The organism is Pseudomonas entomophila (genome assembly GCF_013523165.1).
In the GTDB taxonomy this organism is placed as follows: domain Bacteria; phylum Pseudomonadota; class Gammaproteobacteria; order Pseudomonadales; family Pseudomonadaceae; genus Aquipseudomonas; species Aquipseudomonas entomophila_A.
In genome coordinates this window covers 99,504-121,135 of sequence record NZ_JAAMQI010000003.1, presented here as the reverse complement: position 1 = coordinate 121,135, position 21,632 = coordinate 99,504, and the positions used below count along the sequence as shown (strand labels likewise).

Sequence of the window (21,632 nt, the reverse complement as noted above, 5' to 3'; positions counted from 1 at the left end):
TCACCCCCGCATCTTGGCAAACATCGCCTGCACATACCGCCCCAAGGTATCACTCCCTCCCAGGCTCTGTGCCAGGCAGTCATCCGCCCGTGCCAGGTGCTCCAGCAGCCGCTCGCGCACCTCGGCCTCACCACACAGCGCCACCAACGTCGACTTGCCGGCATCCTTGCCCGGGTCCTTGCCACTGGCCGGATCGCAGTCGCACAGGTCATCGTGCAACTGGAAGGCCTGGCCCAGGTCCTGGGCGAACTGCCCGAGCAGCGCCCGGCAGTGGGGCGAGGCATCGCTGATGATGCACGCCATGTCGAGAATGGAACTGAACAGCACCCCGGTCTTGAGCTGGTTGGTGGTGGCGATCTGGGCCGCCGTGCGTGCCTGGGCCCCGTCGTGCAGGTCCTGGAACTGGCCCTGCACCAGCCCCTGGCTGCCCACGGCCTCGGACAACCGGGTCACCAGCTGGGTGCGTGCCAGGGCCGGGACGTCCTCGATCGCCGCGATCACGGCGAAGGCCCGCGACAGCAGCGCGATCGCCGCCAGGATCGCCACGTCCTGGCCGAAGGTCAGGTGCACCGTCGGGCGCCCACGGCGCATCAGCGCATCGTCCATGCACGGCAGGTCGTCCAGCACCAAAGAGGCGGCATGCACCATCTCCACGGCGCAGCCCAGGTCCAGTGCGGCCTGTGCCGGGCCGCCCAGGCCTTCGGCAGCGAGCATCAGCAACAGCGGACGCAGGCGTTTGCCCGGTGCCAGGGTGCCCTCACGCATGGCCAGCGCCACCAGGTCGCGTTCATTGCCCGCTGCTGGCAGCAGGCTGTCGAGCCGACGCTCCAATTCATCACGCAGCTGCTGCAGGTGAATGTCGATCCCTGTGTCTATAGTTGCGGACAAGTGTGCGGCCATCGTTCCCTCTGTGCGTATGATCGAGCCCCTGACGGGCCTGGTGGTGAATGTACGGCGTCGAAACGGACCTGTCGCTCACGTCTTCAGCGTAGCTCAAGGTTTTTCGGCCTGTCGGGAACGTCTGCAATGCGGCGTTGCCTGAGCCTTGATGCGATTCAAAGCTGTACAGCCCTACCGATCTTGTACAACACCCATGTGCACTGACAACACGCCGTACCGATGATTCCTGGTTACTTGGAGCAAGCATGCGCGAACCCGACCTGACCCGTCGCAAGGATGAACACCTGGACATCGTGCTGGACCCGCGCCGCGCGACCGTCGCTGTCGAGGCCGGCTGGTCGGCGGTGCGTTTCGAACACTGTGCCCTGCCGGAGCTGGACCTGTCCCGGATCGACCTGCGCAGCCAGTTGCTGGGCATCCCGTTGGACGCACCGCTGCTGATCAGTTCCATGACCGGCGGCGCGCGCCGCGCGACCCATATCAACCGACACTTGGCCGAAGCTGCGCAAGAGCTGGGCATCGCCATGGGCGTCGGTTCGCAGCGGGTCAGCCTGACCTCGGTGCACGACCACGGCCTGACCCGCGAACTGCGCAGGCTCGCCCCGCGCATTCCACTGCTGGGCAACCTGGGCGCGGCGCAGCTGCTCCAGCCCGATGGCCTGGACCTGGCACAGCGCGCCGTCGACAGCCTCGAGGCCAATGGCCTGATCATCCACTTCAACCCCTTGCAGGAAGCCGTGCAGCCGGAAGGCGACCGCGACTGGCGGGGGGTGTTGGCGCAGCTGGAACGCTTGACCCAGGCGCTGCCGGTGCCGGTGATCGCCAAGGAGGTCGGGGCCGGGATTTCGGCGGCGGTCGCACGCCAGCTGGTGGCGGCCGGGGTGCAGGTGATCGATGTGGCTGGCGCCGGTGGCACCAGCTGGGCGGCGGTGGAAGCCGAACGTGCTGTATCGGCCAGCGACCGCGCCGTGGCCGACGCCTTCGCCGGCTGGGGCATCCCGGCGGCCACCTGCGTGCGCCAGGTGCGTGACGCCCTGCCCGACACGCTGCTGATCGCCTCGGGCGGCATCACCAACGGTCTGGACGCTGCCAAGGCGATCCGCCTGGGCGCCGACCTGGTCGGCCAGGCAGCCGGCGTGCTGGTTGCCGCCACGGACTCCACCGAGGCAGTGATCGAACACTTCCGCGTTATCCTGCAGCAATTGCGCATTGCCTGTTTCTGCACCGGGTCGGCTGACCTGGCTGCCTTGCGCCAGGCGCGCCTGCTGCCATGACCCATTTCGCCGTGGTGGCGCCTGCCTATGCCAGCCATTTCCAGGCGTTCGAGGTGCTGTCGGGCGCGTTGCTCGACCGCGGTCACCGCGTCACCTTCTTTCACCAGGCCGACGCGGCGCGCTGGCTGCAGGACCGGCGCATTGGCTTCGAGTCGATCGGCCTGGGCAGTCACCCGCCTGGCACGCTGGATGCACAGCTGCGCCTGGCCGCATCGCCCTCGACCCCCTGGGCCCTGCACCGACTGATTCGCCAACTGGCCGACACCAGTCGATTGTTCATCGAGCACCTGCCCGCGGCGTTCGCCGCCCAGCGCATCGAGGCGGTGCTCTGCGACCAGATGGAAGGCGCCGGCGGCCTGGTGGCCGAGGCGCTGGGCTTGCCGTTCATTTCCCTGGCCTGCGCCTTGCCGGTCAACCGCGAAGCCGGCCTGCCCCTGCCAGTGATGCCGTTCGCCCCTGGCCAGGACCCTTACAGCCTGCGCCGCTGCCACGCCAGCACGCAGGTCTACGACTGGCTGATGAAGCCGGTGGACGAGGCGCTGATGCAAGGTGCCCGGCGCCTGGGGGTGCCCCCGCGCCGCGGCCTGCACAGCTACCTGTCGCCGCGGCTGCAATTGAGCCAGACACCGGCCGCGCTGGACTTCCCGCGCCAGGCAGCGCCAGCGCACTTGCACCCGGTCGGGCCGCTACGACGCGCCCTGCCCGACCGGCCAGGCCCCTGGCCCATCGACCCGGCCCGGCCGCTGGTGTTCGCCAGCCTGGGGACGCTGCAGGGCGGACGGCTGCGCCAGTTCCAGCGCATCGCCCGCGCCTGCCGAGCCTTGGACGTCCAGTTGCTGGTGGCCCATTGCGGCGGCCTCGGCCCTGCCCAGGAGGCGACCTTGCAGCGCTGCGGCGCCAGCTGGGTGACCGACTTCGCGCCGCAGCGCTGGATCCTGGAACAGGCCGATGCCGTGGTGACCCATGGCGGCCTGAACACCGTGCTGGACGCCATCGTCGCACGCACGCCGATGCTGGTCATGCCCATCGCCTTCGACCAGCACGGCGTGGCGGCCCGGGTCGCGCACCATGGCCTGGGCCTGTGCCTGTCGCGCCACGCCAGCGCCAAGCGCATCGCCGCCGCCCTGCGTCAGGTGCTCACCCTGCCGACCCACGCCCATGCCCGGCAGGCCGAAGCCCTGGCCGCCAGTGGCGGGGCGCCGCGTGCCGCAGACCTGATCGAGGCCGCCCTGGGCGTGCCCACGTCTTCACCTTTGGAAACCGTCGATGACCTATGACCTGATTCTCGCCGGCACCGGCCTGGCCAACGGCCTGATCGCCTGGCGGCTGCGTCAGTGCCGCCCCGAGCTGAACGTGCTGTGCCTGGAGCAGGCCGAGACGCTGGGCGGCAGCCATACCTGGTCGTTCCACCTGACCGACCTGAGCGTGCACCAGCAGCAGTGGATCGCGCCCTTCGTAAGCCGGCGCTGGCCCAGTTACCGGGTGCACTTCCCGGCCTACAGCCGCACCTTGCACAGCGGTTACGCCAGCATCACCGGCGAGCGTTTCGCCCAGGTCCTGACCGATGCGCTGGGCGACAGCCTTCAGCTGAACCAGTCGATCCACGCGCTGACCCCGACCGAGGTGCGCCTGGCCGATGGCCGACACCTGCGCGCCAAGGTGGTCATCGATGGCCGGGGCGCGCCGAGCAGCCCGCACCTGGTGCTGGGCTACCAGGCCTTCCTCGGCCAGCTGGTGCGCCTGGAACGCCCTCACGGGCTGACCGCCCCGATCATCATGGACGCTCGCGTGGCCCAGCACGACGGCTACCGCTTCGTCTACGTGCTGCCGTTCTCGGCCGACACCGTGCTGATCGAGGACACTCACTATGTGGACCAGCACCGCACCAGCGCCGAGCAGCTGCGCGCGCACATCGCCAAGTACGCGCAGCACCAGGGCTGGACCATCGCCGAGTGCCTGCGCGAGGAGCACGGCGTGCTGCCGATCACCCTGGCCGGCGACGTCGAGGCCTTCTGGGACGCCACCGACGGGCAACCGCTGAGCGGCCTGCGCGCCGGGCTGTACCACAGCACCACCGGCTACTCGCTGCCCGATGCCGTGCGCCTGGCCGACTGGCTGGTCGCCCAGCCTCTGGACGACGCCGCGGCCCTGGCGGCCGGCATGCGGGCCTATGCCCGCGAGCACTGGCGAACCCAGGGCTTTTACCGTCTACTCAACCGCATGCTGTTCCTGGCCGGGCGGCCCGAAGCGCGCTGGCAGGTGATGCAGCGCTTCTACCAGCTGCCCGACGGGCTGATCGAACGCTTCTACGCGGGTCGCAACACCTGGCGCGACCGCAGTCGGATTCTCATGGGCAAGCCACCGGTTCCGGTCGGTGAAGCCGTCGTCGCCGCGTGGCGACATTCCCCAAGGCATTTCAAGGAGCATCGATGAACCCTGGCAAATCGGCAATCGTCATCGGCGCAGGCTTCGGCGGCCTGGCGTTGGCCATCCGCTTGCAGGCCGCCGGCGTACGGACCACGCTGCTGGAGCGCCGCGACAAGCCCGGCGGACGGGCCTACGTGTACAAGGACGAAGGGTTCACCTTCGATGCCGGCCCGACCGTGATCACCGACCCGAGCGCGATCGAGGCCTTGTTCGAGGTGTCCGGCAAGCGCCTGGAAGACTACGTCGAGCTGCTGCCGGTCGACCCGTTCTACCGCCTGTGCTGGGAGGACGGCACGGTCTTCAACTACAACAACGACCAGGCCATTCTGGAGCGCCAGATCCAGGCCCTGGAGCCGGCCGACGTGGACGGCTACCGGCGCTTTCTGGACTACTCGCGCGCGGTGTTCGACGAAGGCTACGTGAAACTCGGCGCGGTGCCGTTCCTGTCCCTGCGCGACATGCTCCAGGCCGGCCCGCAACTGATGCGCCTGCAGGCCTGGCGCAGCGTCTACTCCATGGTGTCGCGCTTCATCCGCAACGACAAGCTGCGCCAGGCGTTCTCGTTCCACGCGCTGCTGGTCGGCGGCAACCCGTTCGCCACCTCGTCGATCTACACCTTGATCCACGCCCTGGAGCGCCAGTGGGGCGTGTGGTTCCCCAAGGGCGGCACAGGGGCCCTGATCGATGGCATGGTCCGGCTGTTCCAGGACCTGGGCGGCGAGCTGGCGCTCAACGCCGACGTCGCGGCGCTGGAAACCCAGGGCGATCGCCTGACCGGTGTACGCACCCACGACGGCCGCCACTGGCAGGCCGACGCGGTGGCCTCCAACGCCGACGTGGTGCACACCTACCAGCAGCTGCTGGGCGATCACCCACGCGGGCGCGCCGAAGGCCAGCGCCTGCAGGGCAAGCGCTTCAGCAACTCGCTGTTCGTCATCCACTTCGGCCTGTCGCGCCCGCAGCCGCAGCTCGAGCACCACACGGTGTGCTTCGGCGCCCGCTACAAGGGCCTGATCGACACGATCTTCAACGGCCCGGCGCTGGCCGACGACTTCTCCCTCTACCTGCATTCACCGTGCGCCACCGACCCGAGCCTGGCACCGCCCGGCTGCTCGGCGCACTACGTGCTGGCGCCGGTGCCGCATCTGGGCAACGCCGAGGTCGACTGGACGGTGGAAGGGCCGGCCTACCGCGACCGGATCTTCGAGTACCTCGAGCGCCACTACATGCCAGGGCTGCGCCGCGATCTGGTGACCAGCCGCATCTTCACCCCGCTGGATTTTCGCGACACGCTCAACGCGCACCTGGGGTCGGCCTTCTCGCTGGAGCCGGTGCTGCAGCAGAGCGCCTGGTTCCGTCCGCACAACCGCGACGCCCGGGTCGAGAACCTCTACCTGGTGGGCGCCGGTACCCATCCAGGCGCCGGCGTACCGGGGGTGATCGCCTCGGCCAAGGCCACTGCCGGGCTGATGATCGAGGACCTGCATCGATGACGACAGGCGACGAGGCGCTGCTGACCCATGCCGAGCGCAGCATCGCCGTCGGCTCCAAGAGCTTCGCGGCAGCGGCGCGGCTGTTCGCGCCCTCGACCCGGCGCAGCGCGGTGATGCTCTACGCCTGGTGCCGCCATTGCGATGACGTGATCGACGGCCAGGAGGCCGGGCACGATGCGCAGCCGGTCGACCCGGCCGAGGCGGCGCGCCGCCTGGTGCACCTGCGCGAACAGACCCTGGCGGCTTATGGCGAGGCGCCGATGCACGAACCGGCCTTCGCCGCCTTCCAGTACGTCGCCCGGCGCCATGGCATTCGCCGACGCGAGGCCTTCGACCTGCTCGAAGGCTTCGCGATGGACGTGCAGGGCCAGGCCTACGTCACGCTCGACGACACCCTGCGCTATTGCTATCACGTCGCGGGCGTGGTCGGCCTGATGATGGCGCGGATCATGGGCGTGCGCGACGAGCGCGTGCTCGACCATGCCTGCGACCTGGGGCTGGGCATGCAGTTGACCAACATCGCCCGCGACATCGTCGAGGACGCCAAGGTCGGGCGGTGCTACCTGCCTCGTCAATGGCTGGATGACGCCGGGATCGCACCTGAACAGCTGGCCGCGCCAGCACAGCGGGACGCCCTGGCGCAGGTGGCGATTCGTCTGGTCGAGCACGCCGAGCCGTACTACGCCAGCGCCCGCGACGGCATGGGCGCCCTGCCCTGGCGTTCGGCGTGGGCGGTGGCCACGGCGGCGCGGGTCTACCGGCGCATCGGATTGAAGGTCAGGGCGACCGGGGCGCAGGCCTGGGACGGACGCCTGAGCACCTCGAAGGCGGAAAAGCTCGGCGCCTGTGCCATCGGCCTGGGCCAGGCGCTCATTTCTCGGTTACGACCGGCGAGGCCACGCGACCCTCATCTGTGGCAGCGTCCCGCGATGGGCGACGCAACGGACCGCCCTGCCGCGTCCGCAATTCTGCCCGCAGGCGATCGATAGGCGGCGCGTAGAGGAACCCGAAGGACACGCAGTTCTCGCGGCCGTGCACGGCGTGGTGCATCAGGTGGGCCTGATAGAGGCGCTTGAAGTACCCGCGTCGCGGCACGTAGCGGAACGGCCAGCGACGGTGGACCAGGCCGTCGTGGGCGACGAAGTACAGCAGCCCGTAGGCGGTCATCCCGGCACCGACCCATTCCAGCGGGTTCCAGCCGGCATTGCCCAGGGCGATCAGCACGATGGCCAGCCCGGCGAACACCACCGCGAACAGGTCGTTCTTCTCGAACCAACCCTGACGCGGCTCGTGGTGCGAACGGTGCCAGCCCCAGCCAGGGCCATGCATGAGGTACTTGTGCGCCAGGTAGGCGATGCCTTCCATGGCGGCCAGCGATACCAGAAAGGTCAGGGTGTTGATGAGCATGAGGCCTCGATGGCGCGAACGGTTGCAGGAATGGAGTGCCTGCCAGGGGCGACGGTTCCGTGTGCCCGTGACGGAAGTGAACAGCTTGACGTGACTGTAGCCTAATGCAAGCAAGCCACCCATTCATTGATGGAGAGCAGCCATGGCAGACCCCACCGAACCGGACCAGGATTACCCGAAGGATCCCTACGTCGATGACACCGACCTGGAACCGGGCAATTACGTCCCCCACCCCGATGACCCACCGCACAAGAAAGGGCCCGATTGGCCGGAGGGCCAGGTGGCGCCGGAAGATCAGTCCAGCGGCTGAGGCACAGGCTGTCACAGGGCCTTGTGGGAGCGGGCTCGCCCGCAACAGTGTCCGGTTCATCACCGCCTGCATCGCGGGCAAGCTCGCTCCCATACCCGTAGGGGCACGCCCAGCTTGTTCAGGCAAGGGTGAACGTGCGGGTTCTTCGCGGTCCGCTGGAACCCGCCACTTCAGGTGTCAGGCCAACCTGCACTGGCAGTCCACCCTGTGGGAGCGGGCTTGCCCGCGAAGGCGATGGAAGCTTCACCCTCGCGCCGACGACTGTTCCATGCCTGCCGGACATGCCCACCCGCCAACCCATCACTCCCGGTGATAATAACCTTCGCCCCATTCGATTCGTTCCCCCCGCGCGCGCCGCGCAGAATCCGCCCACTTTCTTCACTCTGGCGGATCTTTCCATGGAACATTCACTCACATCCCTGCGCTATCCCCTGGCCGCTCTCGCGGCCGTGGTGATCAGCGCATGCGGCCAGGCGCCGGAAACCGCTCGGCCTGCCAGTGCACCGACGGTCAGCGTGGCCCAGGTGCTGGAACAACCGATCACCGAATGGGACGAGTTCACCGGCCGCCTCGAAGCGCCCGAGACTGTCGAGGTGCGCCCACGCGTCTCCGGGCAGATCGACCGTGTCGCCTTCACCGAGGGTGCCCAGGTCACCAAGGGTGACCTGCTGTTCCAGATCGATCCGCGCCCGTTCCAGGCTCAGGTCCGCCAGCTCGAAGCGCAACTGCAACAGGCCCGTGCCTCGGCCAGTCGCAGCGAGAACGAAGCCCAGCGCGGCCAACGCCTGCGCAGCAGCAACGCCATCTCTGCCGAGCTGGCCGAATCGCGCAGCAGCGCCGCCGCCGAAGCGCGCGCGGGTGTGGCGGCGATCCAGGCGCAGCTGGACCTGGCACGCCTGAACCTGAGCTTCACCCGCGTCACCGCGCCGATCAGTGGCCGTGTCAGCCGCGCCCAGTTCACCGCCGGCAACATCGTCACCGCCGACGTCACGCCGCTGACCAGCGTGGTCTCCACCGACAAGGTCTATGCCTACTTCGACGCCGACGAGCGGGTCTACCTCAAGTACACGCAGCTGGCCCGCGACGGCCAGCGTGGGCAGACGACTCCGGTCTACCTGGGCCTGTCCAACGAGACCGGTACGCCGCACCTGGGCCAGATGAACTTCGTCGACAACCAGGTCAACCCCCGCACGGGCACCATCCGCGGGCGTGCCGTGTTCGACAACCGTGACGGCCAGTTCACCCCCGGCCTGTATGCGCGCCTCAAGCTGGTCGGCAGCGCCACGTATTCGGCGGTGCTGATCAACGACGAGGCCGTGGGCACCGACCTGGGCAAGAAATTCGTGCTGGTGATGGATGCCGACGGCAAGGCCAGCTACCGCAGCGTTGAACTGGGTCCCAAGCTCGAAGGCCTGCGCATCGTGCGCGACGGCTTGCACAAGGGCGACCGGATCGTGGTCAAGGGCCTGCAGCGCGTGCGCCCCGGCTCGACGGTCACGCCCCAGGACACGCCGATGGCCAGCGACGCCACCCTGGCCGCCCTCGCCCGCCAACGCCAGGCCCTGCAAGCCAGCCAGGCCGGGCAGCCCGCCGCCGCCGTGAAACTCGCCAGTGCCCCGGCACCGCGCGGTTGAAGGATCGAACCCCATGAACTTCTCACGCTTCTTCATCACCCGGCCGATCTTCGCCGCGGTGCTTTCCCTGATCCTGCTGATCGCCGGCAGCATCGCGCTGTTCCAGTTGCCGATCAGCGAATACCCCGAGGTCGTGCCGCCCACCGTCGTGGTGCGCGCCAACTTCCCTGGCGCCAACCCCAAGGTCATCGGCGAGACCGTCGCTGCGCCTCTGGAGCAGGCCATCACCGGCGTCGAGCACATGCTCTACATGTCCTCGCAGTCCACCGCCGACGGCAAGCTGACGCTGACCATCACCTTCGCCCTGGGCACCGACCTGGACAACGCCCAGGTGCAGGTGCAGAACCGCGTCACCCGTACCCAGCCCAAGCTGCCCGAAGAGGTCACGCGCATCGGCATCACCGTGGACAAGGCCTCGCCGGACCTGACCATGGTCGTGCACCTGACCTCGCCGGACAACCGCTACGACATGCTCTACCTGTCCAACTACGCCATCCTCAACATCAAGGATGAGCTGGCACGCCTGGGTGGCGTGGGCGACGTGCAGCTGTTCGGCATGGGCGACTACTCGCTGCGTGTCTGGCTCGACCCGAACAAGACCGCCTCGCGCAACCTGACCGCCAGTGACGTGGTCGCGGCGATCCGTGAGCAGAACCGCCAGGTCGCTGCCGGCCAGCTGGGCGCCCCGCCCGCACCGGGCGCCTCGAGCTTCCAGCTGTCGATCAACACCCAGGGCCGTCTGGTCACCGAGGACGAGTTCGAGAACATCATCATCCGGGCCGGCGCCGACGGCGAGATCACTCGCCTCAAGGACATCGCCCGGGTCGAGCTGGGGTCGAGCCAGTACGCCCTGCGTTCGCTGCTGAACAACCAGCCGGCCGTGGCCCTGCCGATCTTCCAGCGCCCCGGCTCCAACGCCATCGACATCTCCAACGACGTGCGCGCCAAGATGGCCGAGCTGAAGAAGGAGTTCCCCGAGGGGATGGACTACAGCATCGTCTATGACCCGACGGTGTTCGTGCGCGGCTCGATCGAAGCGGTGGTGCACACCCTGTTCGAAGCCCTGGTGCTGGTGGTGCTGGTGGTGATCCTGTTCCTGCAGACCTGGCGCGCCTCGATCATCCCGCTGCTGGCCGTGCCGGTCTCGTTGATCGGTACCTTCGCGGTGATGCACCTGTTCGGCTTCTCGCTCAACGCCCTGTCGCTGTTCGGGCTGGTGCTGGCCATCGGCATCGTGGTCGACGACGCCATCGTGGTGGTGGAGAACGTGGAGCGCAACATCGGCCTGGGCCTGGCTCCGCTGGACGCCACGCAGAAGGCCATGAGCGAAGTGACCGGGCCGATCATCGCCACGGCGCTGGTGCTGTGCGCGGTGTTCGTGCCGGCGGCGTTCATCTCGGGGCTGACCGGGCAGTTCTACAAGCAGTTCGCCCTGACCATCGCAATCTCCACGGTGATCTCGGCGTTCAACTCCCTGACCCTGTCGCCGGCGCTGGCCGCCGTGCTACTCAAGGACCACCATGCGCCACAGGACCGCTTCTCGCGCCTGCTCGAGCGGCTGCTGGGCGGCTGGCTGTTCGCCCCGTTCAACCGCTTCTTCGACCGCGCCAGCCACCGCTACGTCGGCGGCGTGCGCCGGGTGATCCGCTCCAGCGGCATCGCGCTGTTCATCTACGCCGGGCTCATGGGCCTGACCTACCTGGGCTTCGCCTCGACCCCGACCGGGTTCGTCCCGGCGCAGGACAAGCAGTACCTGGTGGCCTTCGCGCAACTGCCCGACGCTGCCAGCCTGGACCGCACCGAGGCAGTGATCAAGCGCATGAGCGAGATCGCCCTGGCGCAACCGGGGGTGGCTGATTCGGTGGCCTTCCCGGGCCTGTCGATCAATGGCTTCACCAACAGCCCCAACAGCGGCATCGTCTTCACCCCGCTCAAGCCGTTCGACCAGCGCAAGGACCCGAGCCAGTCGGCGCAGGCGATCGCCGCCGCGCTCAACGCGCAGTTCGCCGACATCCAGGACGCCTACATCGCGATCTTCCCGCCACCACCCGTGCAGGGCCTGGGCACCATCGGCGGGTTCCGCGTGCAGATCGAAGACCGGGGCAACCTGGGCTACGAGGCGCTGTACCACGAAACCCAGAACATCATCGCCAAGAGCCAGCAGGTGCCGGAACTGGCCGGGTTGTTCACCAGCTACCAGGTCAACGTGCCGCAGGTCGATGCCGCCATCGACCGTGAAAAGGCCAAGACCCACGGTGTGGCGATCAACGACATCTTCGACACCCTGCAGATCTACCTGGGCTCGTTGTACACCAACGACTTCAACCGCTTCGGCCGGACCTACCAGGTCAACGTGCAGGCCGAGCAGCAGTTCCGCCTGGATGCCGAGCAGATCGGCCAGCTCAAGGTGCGCAACGACCGTGGCGAGATGATCCCGCTGGCGACCTTCCTCAAGGTCAGCGACACCTCAGGTCCCGACCGGGTCATGCACTACAACGGCTTCATCACCGCCGAGATCAACGGCGCAGCGGCGCCCGGCTACAGCTCCGGTCAGGCCGAGGCGGCCATGGCGCGCCTGCTGACCGACGAGCTGCCCAACGGCATGACCTTCGAGTGGACTGAGCTGACCTACCAGCAGATCCTGGCCGGCAACACCGCCCTGCTGGTGTTCCCGCTGTGCGTACTGCTGGCCTTCCTGGTGCTGGCAGCGCAGTACGAGAGCTGGAGCCTGCCGCTGGCGGTGATCCTGATCGTGCCGATGACGCTGCTGTCGGCAATCACCGGGATCATCCTCACGGGGGGTGACAACAACATCTTCACCCAGATCGGCCTGATCGTGCTGGTCGGGCTGGCGTGCAAGAACGCCATCCTGATCGTCGAGTTCGCCAAGGACAAACAGGCCGAGGGCCTCGACCCGCTGGCTGCGGTGCTGGAGGCGTGCCGTCTGCGCCTGCGCCCGATCCTGATGACCTCGATCGCCTTCATCATGGGTGTGGTGCCGCTGGTGTTCTCCTCCGGTGCCGGCGCCGAGATGCGTCATGCGATGGGCGTGGCGGTGTTCTCCGGGATGATCGGCGTGACGGTGTTCGGCCTGTTCCTGACGCCGGTGTTCTTCTTCCTGATCCGCCGCCACGTCGAACGACGCCAGGCGCGCCGGGTCGCCCACACCCCGCTGCAGGAGACCCAGGCATGATGCGGTTCAGCCCTTTCCTTCCGAGCCTGCTGGTGCTGGCCCTGTCGGCCTGTGCGGTCGGCCCCGACTACCGTGCGCCCCAGCCTGAGCCGGCGCGCCTGGACGCGGCGCAGGGCACGGCTCGGTTCGACCAGGCGCGCTTCGAAAGCGCCTGGTGGCACCAGTTCGAGGACCCGACCCTGGATCGCCTGGTGCAGGCTTCGCTGACCGGCAACCGCGACCTGCGCGTGGCCTTCGCCCGGCTCAAGGCCGCGCGTTCCATCCGCGAGGACGTAGCCAACGACGACCTGCCGGTGGTGACCAGCGGCGCCAGCAGCACGCTGGGTAAGGGCCAGATCCCGGGGCAGACCGATCGCCGGGTCAACAGCGAACGCTACGACCTGGGCCTGGACATGGCCTGGGAGCTGGACCTGTTCGGGCGCATCCAGCGCCAGCTGGAAGCCAGCCAGGCCCGCGAGGACGCCGCCCAGGCCGACCTGCGCCAATTGCAGGTCAGCCTGATCGCCGAGCTGGTGGATGCCTACGGCCAGTTGCGCGGCGCCCAGCTGCGTGAGCGCATCGCCGCCGACAACCTCAAGACCCAGCAGGACTCGCGCCGGATCACCGAGACCCTGCGCGACGCCGGGGTCGGTAACGAGCTGGACGTGGTCCGCGCCGAGGCGCGCCTGGCCGCCGTCGAGGCCAGCCTGCCGCAGCTGCAGGCCGAGCAGGTCCGCGCACGCAACCGCATCGCCACCCTGCTCGGGCAGCGCCCGGAGCAACTGAGCATCGACCTGTCGCCCCAGCGCCTGCCGGCGATCGCCAAGGCGCTGCCGGTGGGCGATCCCGCCCAACTGCTGCGCCGCCGCCCGGACATCCGCAGCGCGGAACGGCAATTGGCGGCGGCCACGGCCGAGGTCGGCGTGGCAACGGCCGACCTGTTCCCGCGGGTCAGCCTCAGCGGCTTTCTGGGCTTCACTGCCGGGCGCGGGTCGCAGATCGGCAGCTCGGCGGCCCAGGCCTGGACGCTGGCCCCGAGCATCACCTGGCCGGCCTTCGACCTGGGCAGCGTGCGGGCGCGTCTGCGCGGCGCCAAGGCCGAGGCCGAAGGCGCACTGGCCAACTACGAGCAGCAGGTGCTGCTGGCCCTGGAAGAGTCGTCGAACGCCTTCAGCGACTACGGCAAGCGCCAGCAACGCGTGCGCGCCCTGATGCGCCAGAGCGAGGCCAGCCGCAAGGCCGCCGAGCTGGCCTCGATCCGGTACCGCGAAGGCACCGTCGACTACCTGGTGCTGCTCGACGCCGAACGCGAACGCCTGGCCGCCGAAGACGCCCAGGCGCTGGGCGAAGTCGAGCTGTATCAGGGGGTCGTGGCGATCTACAAGGCGCTGGGGGGCGGCTGGGACGTGGCCACTGGCTCGCCCGGTACGCTCGCGGCGCGGTAGCGAGCGGCGAGCGGCCTGTCGTTCGCCTAGGCGTACAGGCCGCTCTCTTGCACGTCGACTCTCTGCAAGAACGGCGCTCAGCGTGCGAAGCGTCTGCATGGATGATGCTTTCACCCGCTCTCATGTTCCCCTTCAAGCGGCCGATAATGCGGCATGGTCTCGGCAGGCGAGGCCACTGCCGGAACCGCACTGATGAACCTTCGCTCACTGAACATTGCCCCTCGGGCCTCCCTGTGTTTTGGTCTGATCACCCTGCTGGTGATTGCCTTGGGCGGGTTCGCTTACCTGCAACTGGGCAAGCTGCGCAGTACCGAACAGGCGATCGAAAACAACTGGTTGGCCAGTACCCAAACCGCTGACGATATCCAGATCGCAGTGCTGAAGGCGCGGCTGGAGAGCATCCGCCTGCTGGCTGCCAACCGGCCGGAGGACCGCACAGCCGCCATCGCCCAACTGAACAGTGCCCGCGACGCACTCAACGACCGCACCGACTATTACCGCCAGCACCTGGTGTCGAGCGAACAGGAACGCCAGACCTTCGAAGCGGCCGCCACACGCATGACCACCTTCTTGGATGGGCTGGCGCACATCGTCGCGCTGGATGCCACCGACCATGACCAGGCGGTGGCGTACGCGAACACTGAACAAAAGATGCATGCCGAGGCCTACCAGGCAGAGCTTACCCGCCTGCGCGAGCATAATGTGGAGGGCGCTGCGGCGGCGGGTGCAGAGGCCACCGACGTGTATACCCATAGCAACGTCGTGATTGCCGTGGTGGTGGCCGCAGCGCTATTGCTCACGCTCGTGCTCGCGGTGCTGCTCACCCGCAGCATCGTGGTACCGCTCGCCGCGTCGCTGTCGATGGCCGAGAACATCGCCCAGGGCGACCTGCGCGCCTCCGTGGCAGTGGTAGGTGTCGATGAAGCCAGCCGGTTGATGACGGCGCTGAATGCCATGCAAGGCAACTTGCGCACCACCATCGGTGAAATTTCTGACGCCTCGGCGCAATTGAGCGCCGCCGCGGTCGAGATGACGGCCATTACCGAAAGCGCCAGCCGCACGCTGCACCAGCAGAACAGCGAGATCGAACAAGCCGCGACAGCGGTGAACCAGATGAGCACGGCGGTCGAGGAAGTGGCGCGTAACGCCACCTCTACCTCACAAGCGGCCAAAGATTCAACCGTCGCGGCCGAAGCGGGTAACCAGAAGGTGACGCAGACCCTGGCGGCCATGCGCAGCCTCAAAGACCGCGTCGACCTCACCGCCGAGCAGGTGCAGCAATTGGCCGGGCAAACCCAGGACATCAGCAAGGTATTGGGTGTGATCGGGGCCATCGCCGAACAGACCAACCTGTTGGCCCTGAACGCCGCCATCGAGGCTGCCCGTGCGGGCGAACAAGGCCGCGGCTTCGCGGTAGTGGCGGATGAAGTGCGCGCGCTGGCGCACCGTACTCAAACCTCGACCGGCGAAATCAAGGACATGATTGCTTCGATCCAGTCTCACAGCACCGCCGTGGTCACGGCCATGGGCGACAGCTTGCGTGAAGTGAGCACGACCCAAGGCACGGCAGACGATGCCGGGCAATCGCTGCACGTGATTACCCACGCCGCGCAGATGATCGACAACCGCAACCAGCAGATCGCGACGGCCTCCGAAGAGCAGGCCTATGTAGCCCGTGAGATAGACCGCGCCTTGGTCAGCATCCGCGACCTGGCGCTGCAAAGCAGCGAAGGCACACGGCAAACCCTGATCGCCAGCGGGGAATTGTCGCAACTGGCGGTCAACCTCAACCAGATGGTGGCGCGCTTCCGTACGTGACCCTTCTGTCATCGGGACAACGCTATGGGCAGGGGGCTGGGAAAGCGTGTGGGGAATGCGCCTTGGGCCGATCAGCCAGTCATCCACTGATGCGGCAGTAGAGACCGGCCATTACGAGCCTGTGGGAGTTCGCCCGCCGCCCCGGCGCCGCGCTGTCGCGCAGAGAACATGGCGATAGCTGGCAGTGCTCAGATGCTGTATTGCTGATCGATTTCTGGGGCCGCTTTGCGGCCCATCGCGGCCGGTCCGGCGCCCCGGCAGGGGCCGCTCCCACATGGGACCGCGATTGCCTGTGCCATTGCGGCGGGTGTAGGAGCGGCCCCTGTGCCGCGATTGGGCCCGCAGGGCCCACAAGGTTCTATAATTAATTCCTCCTAAATCAACAACTTATTTTATGTTCTATGAGAGCGGGCTTGCCCGCGATAGCGTCCGGTCCGTCACCGCCCGCATCGCAGGCAAGCCCCATAGGACCGCAATAGGCCCAGCAGGTCCATGGAGTCAACCACGCCTGTCCATCGACCGTTCACGGCGCAGCCACCACACATGAACGGCTTGCAGCTTACCGCTTCAAGCCCATGCGCCCTACCGCGCCCCCGGCGTGAACCCTGCCCGGTCCGCTCGCCAGACCACTGCCGCGCCGATCACCGCCAACCCTAGCAAGGCCGCCGGCAGGGCCGACGCCCCATACTGCTGCAGCAGCACCCCGCCGCCGATCCCGCCCAGGGCCACCGCCAGGTTGAACACCGTCACCAGCATCGACTGTGCCACATCGCCCGCCTCCCCAGCCGTGTCGGCAATCGCCGTCTGCAACAGGGTCGGGGCGCCGCCGAAGGTCATGCCCCACAGCACCACCCCGGCCAGCACCACACCGGTGTGCGCACCGGCCAGGCCCAGCACCAGCGCCGCCACGGCGAAGCCGGCCAGGCTGAGCAGGGTCACGCGGCGCAAGGCGCGATCGACCCACAGCCCGGTCGCCCACACGCCCAGGATCGACGATGCGCCGAACAGCAGCAGCACCAGGTCGACGCGCTCGCCCAACCCGACCGACGCCAGGTACGGCGCGATGAAGGTGTAGAGCATGTTGTGCGCCAGGATCCACACCAGAATCACCGCCAGCACCGAGCGGATGCCCGGCAGCAGGAAGATCGCGCGCAGCGATTGCCGCCGTTCGGCTGGCTGGCCGGCGAAGTTCGGCAGCCCCCAGCGCACCCACACCGCCAGCACCAGGGCCAGGGCGGACATGATCCAGAACACCCCGCGCCAGTCGGTCAGCCCGCCAAGCCAGGTGCCCAGCGGCACCCCCAGGCACAACGCGATCGGCTGGCCGACCCCGACCACGGCCAGCGCTCGCCCCTGCTGGGCACTGGGCACCAGGCGCCGGGCGTAACCGGCCAGCACGCCCCAGACGATCCCGGCGGCCATGCCGGCCACCAGCCGCGAGGCGAGGATCACGGCGTAGTCGGACGACAGCGCGGTGATGCCGTTGAACACCAGCAACGCGACGATGGCCAGCAGCAGCAGCGGTCGGCGCGACCAGCTGCGGGTGGCGGCGACGATGGGAATGGCGGCGAGCACCGAGCCCAGGGCGTACACCGAGACCAGCTGCCCGGCCAGGGACTGGGAAATCCCCAGCCCGGCGCTGATCTGTGGCAGCAGGCCTGCCGGCAAGGTCTCGGTCATGATGGCGATGAACCCGGCCAGGGTCAGGGCCAGCAGCTGGGCCAGTGGCAGGCGGGCCGTCGTGGGGGCCGTTTCGAGCGGGGTCGGGTCGGCCGTGGCGGAAGAAGGAAGTGTCATGGTCTGCGTCCTTTCAGAGACAAGAAACACCCACGCCCGGTCGACGACCGGGACGCGGGCAGGTGCGCGGTGGTGAAGGGTCAGGCCAGGCGCTGCTGGCCTGGACGATGAAGGGCCTCGGCCTGCCGGATCAGCGCCAGCAGTTCGTCGAGCCCGGTCGGTTTGAGCAACTGGTAATGGTCGGCCACGCTGTCGAGCACCACTGGCGTCCAGGGCAATTGCCCGAGCGCCTGCTCGATGAACGAGTAATCGTCGCCTGCCGCCTTGAGCAGGCTCACCGGTGCCTGGATGCGGTGCTCGAGCAACGCCTCGAAGCTGTAACGGAACTCGTAGGTCAACTCGACCACCTCGGTGATCCGCTCGATCAGGCCCTGGTCCAGCCCGTCGAAGCGCGCCTGGATGAAACGCACGAAATCCTCGCGGTCGCGCAGGCGCTCGAGCGCGCCTTCGACCTCGGCCGTGGGCAGCACCCCGGCGAACACCGAGTAGAGAATGCACAGGAAGGCCGGGCCGGCGTAGCGCTGCTGACCCGCCAGGCGATAGGCCGGGCGGCGGGTGCGCGGGTTGCCCGGTGCGATCAGCACCAGCGACTCGACCTGCTCGCCCAGCGCTTCGAGCTGACGGGCCACCTCGAAGGCCACACGTGCGCCGAAGGAATAGCCCCACAGCGTGTACGGGCCCTCCGGCTGACGCTCGCGCAGCAGGGCGACGTCGGCACGGGCCATCTCGGCCAGCGTGGCGTGGGGCACTTCGCCCGGGTTGATGCCCATGGCCTGCACCCCGTAGAACGGCCGCGCCGGGTCGCTTTTCAGGGCCAGGCCGCGCAGGTTCATCGGGTAGCCGCCCAGGCCGGGCCAGCAGAAGATCGGGCGCTGGCGCGTGCGCACGGCGTTGAGTTCCACCAGCCGCGAATGGGCCTGCCGCGACGCCGCCTGCACTTCGCCGGCCAGGGCCTCGACGCTCGGGTGGCTGAAGATCGCCTGCAAGGGCAGGCGCGCGCCCAGCTCACGGTTGAGTCGGTTGATCAGCACCACGGCCAGCAGCGAGTTGCCGCCAGCCTCGAAGAAATCGTCGGTGACCGACACTGCCTCGCACTGCATCACCTGGCACCAGACCGCCGCGACGGCCTGCTCGCCCGCCGTGCGTGGCGCGATCAGCGCGCGGGCCTGACGCGCCGTGCGCACCGTCGCCTTGAGCGTCTGCACATCGACCTTGCCATTGGCGGTCAGCGGCAGCTCGTCGAGCACCACGAACTGGTCCGGGACCATGTAGTCGGGCAACAGGCTTTCCAGCTCCTGCTTGAGCAGTTCGGCAGGGCCCTGGATGTGCACGGCATCTTCCTTCATGCCTTCGCTGCGCACCTGCGCGTCGCTGACACGGCCACCGAGCGCGAAATAGCAGGCCTCGACCGGCCGATCAGGGCCCAGCAGCTGGCGCAGGCGCGTGGCCGTGGCCAGGTCGTGACCGCTGCGTGAACTGTAGCCCGACGACATCAGGCCCAGGTGCAGGTCGTTCATCTGCAGGGCCTGCAGGCGTCGGCCCAGGCCGATGTAACGCTCCCAGGCCGGCAGGTGGCCGGCCACCAGCGACAGCGCGAAGCTGGACTGTGCATAGGAGCGCTGATTGATCGCGATCACCTGGTTCTTCTCGATCACCGCGTCGCCCAGGCGCTCCAGGCGCTGTTCGCGCAGCGCATACAGCCCGGCCGGCAAATCGTCGACCTGGTCGCCGTGGGCCTGCACGTAGACCTGCACGGGGCTGGGCTCGGCGGCGTGCGCGGCGCCCACCAGCGGGTAGCTGCCCAGGTAGCGGTCGCCTTCATCGACGGCCAGGTGCTCAAGCACCTCCGGGCGATGCAGGCCAGCGCCCAGCCCCAGGCCGTGCTCGGGCAGCACCTGGTCGAGCAAACCCAGCACGTGGCCTGCCTCCATTTCCAGGACTTCATCGACGTTGGTCTGGTACACCGCCTCGATGGCGCGTGCGCGGCCCACCAGGTGCAGCAGCGCACGGGAGTGCCCAGTGGACGGCCGCGCCTGGATCAGCATCAGTTCGTGGGCAGTGGGCGCGAAATAGTGGATGCCATCGGCCAGCCCTTCCACGCCTTCGACCTCCAGGTACAACTGGTGCGCATAGAGCGCCCCTGGCGAGGCGTAGGCATACTTGGGCAGCAACCGCTCCTGGCTGTAGAAGGGCCCGAGGTTGCGCAGCAACGCGCCGAGCGTGTCGAGGGTCAGCGCGCCGCTCGCGCCGGGGTGCTGCACAGGCTGACGGGTCAACAGGTCGAGGAGTGTCTGCCGGTCCACCCGCCCGCCTTCGAACAGGCGGTAGGTCTTGCGCGCAAAGGCACGCGCCCGCTGGTCGTCGCTGGCCGCGGCACCCGGCAGGCGCAGCACCGCCCTGCCCTCGTCCCGACCGGGCTGGCGCTCGCCCAGCTGCCCGAGCTGGGCCTTGACCTGGACCTTGCTGGACTTGGACAAGTGGTGCGCGCCATGCTGGCCCTGGTCCATCAGGATCGCCTCGCGCGGGTTGAGCGCCACACAGGCCACCAGGCTCTGCCGCTGACCCTCGGCGTCGGCATGGACGAACACGGCGGCGCTCTTGACCCAGGCATGGTTCTCGATCGCCACGCGCACTTCATCCAGCTCGATGCGGTGCCCGCGCAGCTTGACCTGGTTGTCGGCCCGGCCAATGAACTGCACGCTGCCATCGGCGTTCCAGCTGGCCAGGTCACCGGTGCAGTAGAGGCGCACCGGGTGCGCGTGGCCCGGCAGCAGGCGTTCGACGAACCGCTCGGCGGTCTGCTCCGGCCGGCCCCGGTAGCCGCGGGCCAGCTGGCGACCACCGATGTAGAGCTCGCCTGGCGTCTCGGGCGTTTCGATGGGTGCGCCGGTGGCCGGGTCGAACAGGTGCAGGGTGGTCTCGCTGGCCGGGAAGCCGAGCGAGACGATCTGCGCGGTGTCCGCCAGGCAGGCCGCATCGACCAGGCGCGACGAGGCGTTGATGGTGCACTCGGTGGGGCCATAGAGGTTGACCAGACGCACCTGCGGCAGGCAGTCCAGGCAGGCCTGGGCCAGCTTGCGGGTCAACGGTTCACCCCCACTGTAGAGGTGCGTCAGCGTCCGGCAATCAGCGAAACCCGGCTCGTTGACCAAGGCCTGGAGCAGGGTCGGCACGCCCTGCAACACGCTGATCCGGTGTTCGACCAGGGCTGCGACCAGCGCCTCGGGGTCGCGATGGATGCCGGGCGCGCCGATGACCACGTGGGTGCCGTTGGCCACCGCCAGCAGCTCCCACTGCGCGGCATCGAAGCTCATGGGCGTCTTGCGCAGCAGCGTCTGGCGCGCGTCCACGCCGTGGGCATCGCGCAGCCAGCCGAGCTGGTTGATCAGGTTGGCGTGGGTGATCTCCACCCCTTTCGGCTGGCCCGTGGTGCCCGAGGTGTAGATGACGTAGGCCAGGCTGTGCGCGTCGACGAGCACGGGTGCCTGGGCACGCGTGTCATTGGCCGCCGGGCGCGCGGCCCCGTCGTCGCAGACCAGGTGCACGCCTTCCAGGGCCAGGGCACGCAGGCTCGGCAACAGGGCCGGCTGGGTGTAGATCACCGTGATGCCCGCGTCCTCGATCATGTAGCGGATGCGCTCGCGGGGGTATTCCGGGGCCAGTGGCAGGTAGGCGCAGCCGGCCTCCAGGATGCCCCAGGTGCCGATCATCATGTCCAGGGACGGGTCGACGAACAGGCCCACGCACTGGCCCGGCTGCACACCGGCATCGCGCAGGCGCCAAGCGGCCTGCTGGCTGCGCCGGCGCAGCTGCGCGAAGCTCAGGACGCCCTGCGGGCTGCTGACGGCGATGCGACCAGGCGATGCCTCGGCCTGGCGGGCGAACAGCTCGATGAGTGTACGCGCCGGGACGTCCGTCGACGGCCCCGCTCCCTCTGTGCAACCAGCCAACATCC

The 21,632-nt window shown here is 68.4% G+C and carries 14 protein-coding genes and 1 pseudogene; 11 read left to right on the top strand and 4 right to left on the bottom strand.

Translation table 11 applies throughout. The features are described 5' to 3' along the window. Nucleotides 1–888: a polyprenyl synthetase family protein gene (locus G7Z99_RS03435; protein WP_258196940.1), complete on the bottom strand. Its 888-nt coding sequence runs from the start codon at nucleotides 886–888 to the stop codon at nucleotides 1–3. Between the two features lie 257 nt (nucleotides 889–1,145). Here G7Z99_RS03435 and fni point away from each other — a divergent pair, with 257 nt between their 5' ends. From fni to crtB, 5 genes are read left to right on the top strand one after another with little or no spacing between them, the layout of a single operon-like run. Further along, nucleotides 1,146–2,174, top strand: coding sequence for a type 2 isopentenyl-diphosphate Delta-isomerase (gene fni / locus G7Z99_RS03430; protein WP_181092059.1), 1,029 nt, complete (start codon nucleotides 1,146–1,148; stop codon nucleotides 2,172–2,174). After that, nucleotides 2,171–3,451: a glycosyltransferase gene (locus G7Z99_RS03425; protein WP_181092057.1), complete on the top strand. Its 1,281-nt coding sequence runs from the start codon at nucleotides 2,171–2,173 to the stop codon at nucleotides 3,449–3,451. The genes fni and G7Z99_RS03425 overlap by 4 nt, the downstream gene beginning before the upstream one ends. Continuing rightward, entirely contained in the window at nucleotides 3,441–4,607 is a 1,167-nt protein-coding gene (crtY, locus tag G7Z99_RS03420) for a lycopene beta-cyclase CrtY (RefSeq protein ID WP_181092055.1), read from the top strand. Before G7Z99_RS03425 ends, crtY begins: the two co-directional genes overlap by 11 nt. Further along, nucleotides 4,604–6,094 carry a phytoene desaturase gene (locus tag G7Z99_RS03415; RefSeq protein WP_181092053.1) on the top strand — a complete coding sequence of 497 codons (1,491 nt, stop codon included), beginning with the start codon at nucleotides 4,604–4,606 and terminating at the stop codon, nucleotides 6,092–6,094. The genes crtY and G7Z99_RS03415 overlap by 4 nt, the downstream gene beginning before the upstream one ends. Further along, nucleotides 6,091–7,083, top strand: a complete 993-nt coding sequence (gene crtB, locus G7Z99_RS03410) for a 15-cis-phytoene synthase CrtB (protein ID WP_181092051.1) — start codon at nucleotides 6,091–6,093, stop codon at nucleotides 7,081–7,083. Before G7Z99_RS03415 ends, crtB begins: the two co-directional genes overlap by 4 nt. Here the strand turns inward: crtB and G7Z99_RS03405 are convergent. Beyond that, nucleotides 6,965–7,501 (bottom strand): sterol desaturase family protein, encoded by a 537-nt coding sequence (locus G7Z99_RS03405; protein WP_181092049.1) that lies wholly within the window; start codon nucleotides 7,499–7,501, stop codon nucleotides 6,965–6,967. The two genes, crtB and G7Z99_RS03405, sit on opposite strands and share 119 nt — an antisense overlap. 142 nt (nucleotides 7,502–7,643) lie before the next feature. On the opposite strand from G7Z99_RS03405, the gene G7Z99_RS03400 reads away from it, so the two are divergent. The 6 genes and pseudogenes from G7Z99_RS03400 (at nucleotide 7,644) to G7Z99_RS20085 (ending at nucleotide 15,880) form a co-directional block, all read left to right on the top strand. Next, nucleotides 7,644–7,811 (top strand): hypothetical protein, encoded by a 168-nt coding sequence (locus G7Z99_RS03400; protein WP_181092047.1) that lies wholly within the window; start codon nucleotides 7,644–7,646, stop codon nucleotides 7,809–7,811. A gap of 398 nt (nucleotides 7,812–8,209) precedes the next feature. Beyond that, on the top strand, nucleotides 8,210–9,445 hold the full coding sequence (mexE, locus tag G7Z99_RS03395) for a multidrug efflux RND transporter periplasmic adaptor subunit MexE (protein WP_181092045.1): 1,236 nt from the start codon (nucleotides 8,210–8,212) through the stop codon (nucleotides 9,443–9,445). A gap of 13 nt (nucleotides 9,446–9,458) precedes the next feature. Next, nucleotides 9,459–12,638 carry an efflux RND transporter permease subunit gene (locus tag G7Z99_RS03390; RefSeq protein ID WP_181092043.1) on the top strand — a complete coding sequence of 1,060 codons (3,180 nt, stop codon included), beginning with the start codon at nucleotides 9,459–9,461 and terminating at the stop codon, nucleotides 12,636–12,638. Beyond that, nucleotides 12,635–14,062, top strand: a complete 1,428-nt coding sequence (locus tag G7Z99_RS03385) for an efflux transporter outer membrane subunit (protein ID WP_181092041.1) — start codon at nucleotides 12,635–12,637, stop codon at nucleotides 14,060–14,062. The genes G7Z99_RS03390 and G7Z99_RS03385 overlap by 4 nt, the downstream gene beginning before the upstream one ends. Nucleotides 14,063–14,215: 153 nt before the next feature. Next, nucleotides 14,216–15,025: pseudogene (locus G7Z99_RS20090) on the top strand (MCP four helix bundle domain-containing protein); the annotation flags it as partial. Continuing rightward, nucleotides 14,999–15,880 (top strand): methyl-accepting chemotaxis protein, encoded by an 882-nt coding sequence (locus G7Z99_RS20085; protein ID WP_375139133.1) that lies wholly within the window; start codon nucleotides 14,999–15,001, stop codon nucleotides 15,878–15,880. The pseudogene G7Z99_RS20090 and the gene G7Z99_RS20085, both read left to right, overlap by 27 nt. A gap of 582 nt (nucleotides 15,881–16,462) precedes the next feature. On the opposite strand, the gene G7Z99_RS03375 is transcribed toward G7Z99_RS20085, so the two are convergent. Together G7Z99_RS03375 and G7Z99_RS03370 are read right to left on the bottom strand one after the other, a co-directional pair. Then, nucleotides 16,463–17,677, bottom strand: a complete 1,215-nt coding sequence (locus G7Z99_RS03375; protein ID WP_181092037.1) for an MFS transporter — start codon at nucleotides 17,675–17,677, stop codon at nucleotides 16,463–16,465. A gap of 80 nt (nucleotides 17,678–17,757) precedes the next feature. Further along, the gene (locus tag G7Z99_RS03370; RefSeq protein WP_181092035.1) at nucleotides 17,758–21,630 is read right to left on the bottom strand and encodes a non-ribosomal peptide synthetase; all 3,873 of its coding nucleotides are present in this window, start codon (nucleotides 21,628–21,630) and stop codon (nucleotides 17,758–17,760) included. Between the last annotated feature and the right edge of the window lie 2 nt (nucleotides 21,631–21,632).

Excerpts from the sequence above, each read along its gene's own strand:
- G7Z99_RS03390 (WP_181092043.1), top strand. The coding sequence starts at position 9,459 with ATGAACTTCTCACGCTTCTTCATCACCCGGCCGATCTTCGCCGCGGTG.
- G7Z99_RS03375 (WP_181092037.1), bottom strand. The coding sequence starts at position 17,677 with ATGACACTTCCTTCTTCCGCCACGGCCGACCCGACCCCGCTCGAAACG.
- G7Z99_RS20085 (WP_375139133.1), top strand. The coding sequence starts at position 14,999 with ATGACGGCGCTGAATGCCATGCAAGGCAACTTGCGCACCACCATCGGT.
- crtB (WP_181092051.1), top strand. The coding sequence starts at position 6,091 with ATGACGACAGGCGACGAGGCGCTGCTGACCCATGCCGAGCGCAGCATC.
- mexE (WP_181092045.1), top strand. The coding sequence starts at position 8,210 with ATGGAACATTCACTCACATCCCTGCGCTATCCCCTGGCCGCTCTCGCG.
- G7Z99_RS03370 (WP_181092035.1), bottom strand. The coding sequence starts at position 21,630 with ATGTTGGCTGGTTGCACAGAGGGAGCGGGGCCGTCGACGGACGTCCCG.
- G7Z99_RS03405 (WP_181092049.1), bottom strand. The coding sequence starts at position 7,501 with ATGCTCATCAACACCCTGACCTTTCTGGTATCGCTGGCCGCCATGGAA.
- fni (WP_181092059.1), top strand. The coding sequence starts at position 1,146 with ATGCGCGAACCCGACCTGACCCGTCGCAAGGATGAACACCTGGACATC.
- G7Z99_RS03415 (WP_181092053.1), top strand. The coding sequence starts at position 4,604 with ATGAACCCTGGCAAATCGGCAATCGTCATCGGCGCAGGCTTCGGCGGC.
- G7Z99_RS03425 (WP_181092057.1), top strand. The coding sequence starts at position 2,171 with ATGACCCATTTCGCCGTGGTGGCGCCTGCCTATGCCAGCCATTTCCAG.
- G7Z99_RS03385 (WP_181092041.1), top strand. The coding sequence starts at position 12,635 with ATGATGCGGTTCAGCCCTTTCCTTCCGAGCCTGCTGGTGCTGGCCCTG.
- G7Z99_RS03400 (WP_181092047.1), top strand. The coding sequence starts at position 7,644 with ATGGCAGACCCCACCGAACCGGACCAGGATTACCCGAAGGATCCCTAC.
- crtY (WP_181092055.1), top strand. The coding sequence starts at position 3,441 with ATGACCTATGACCTGATTCTCGCCGGCACCGGCCTGGCCAACGGCCTG.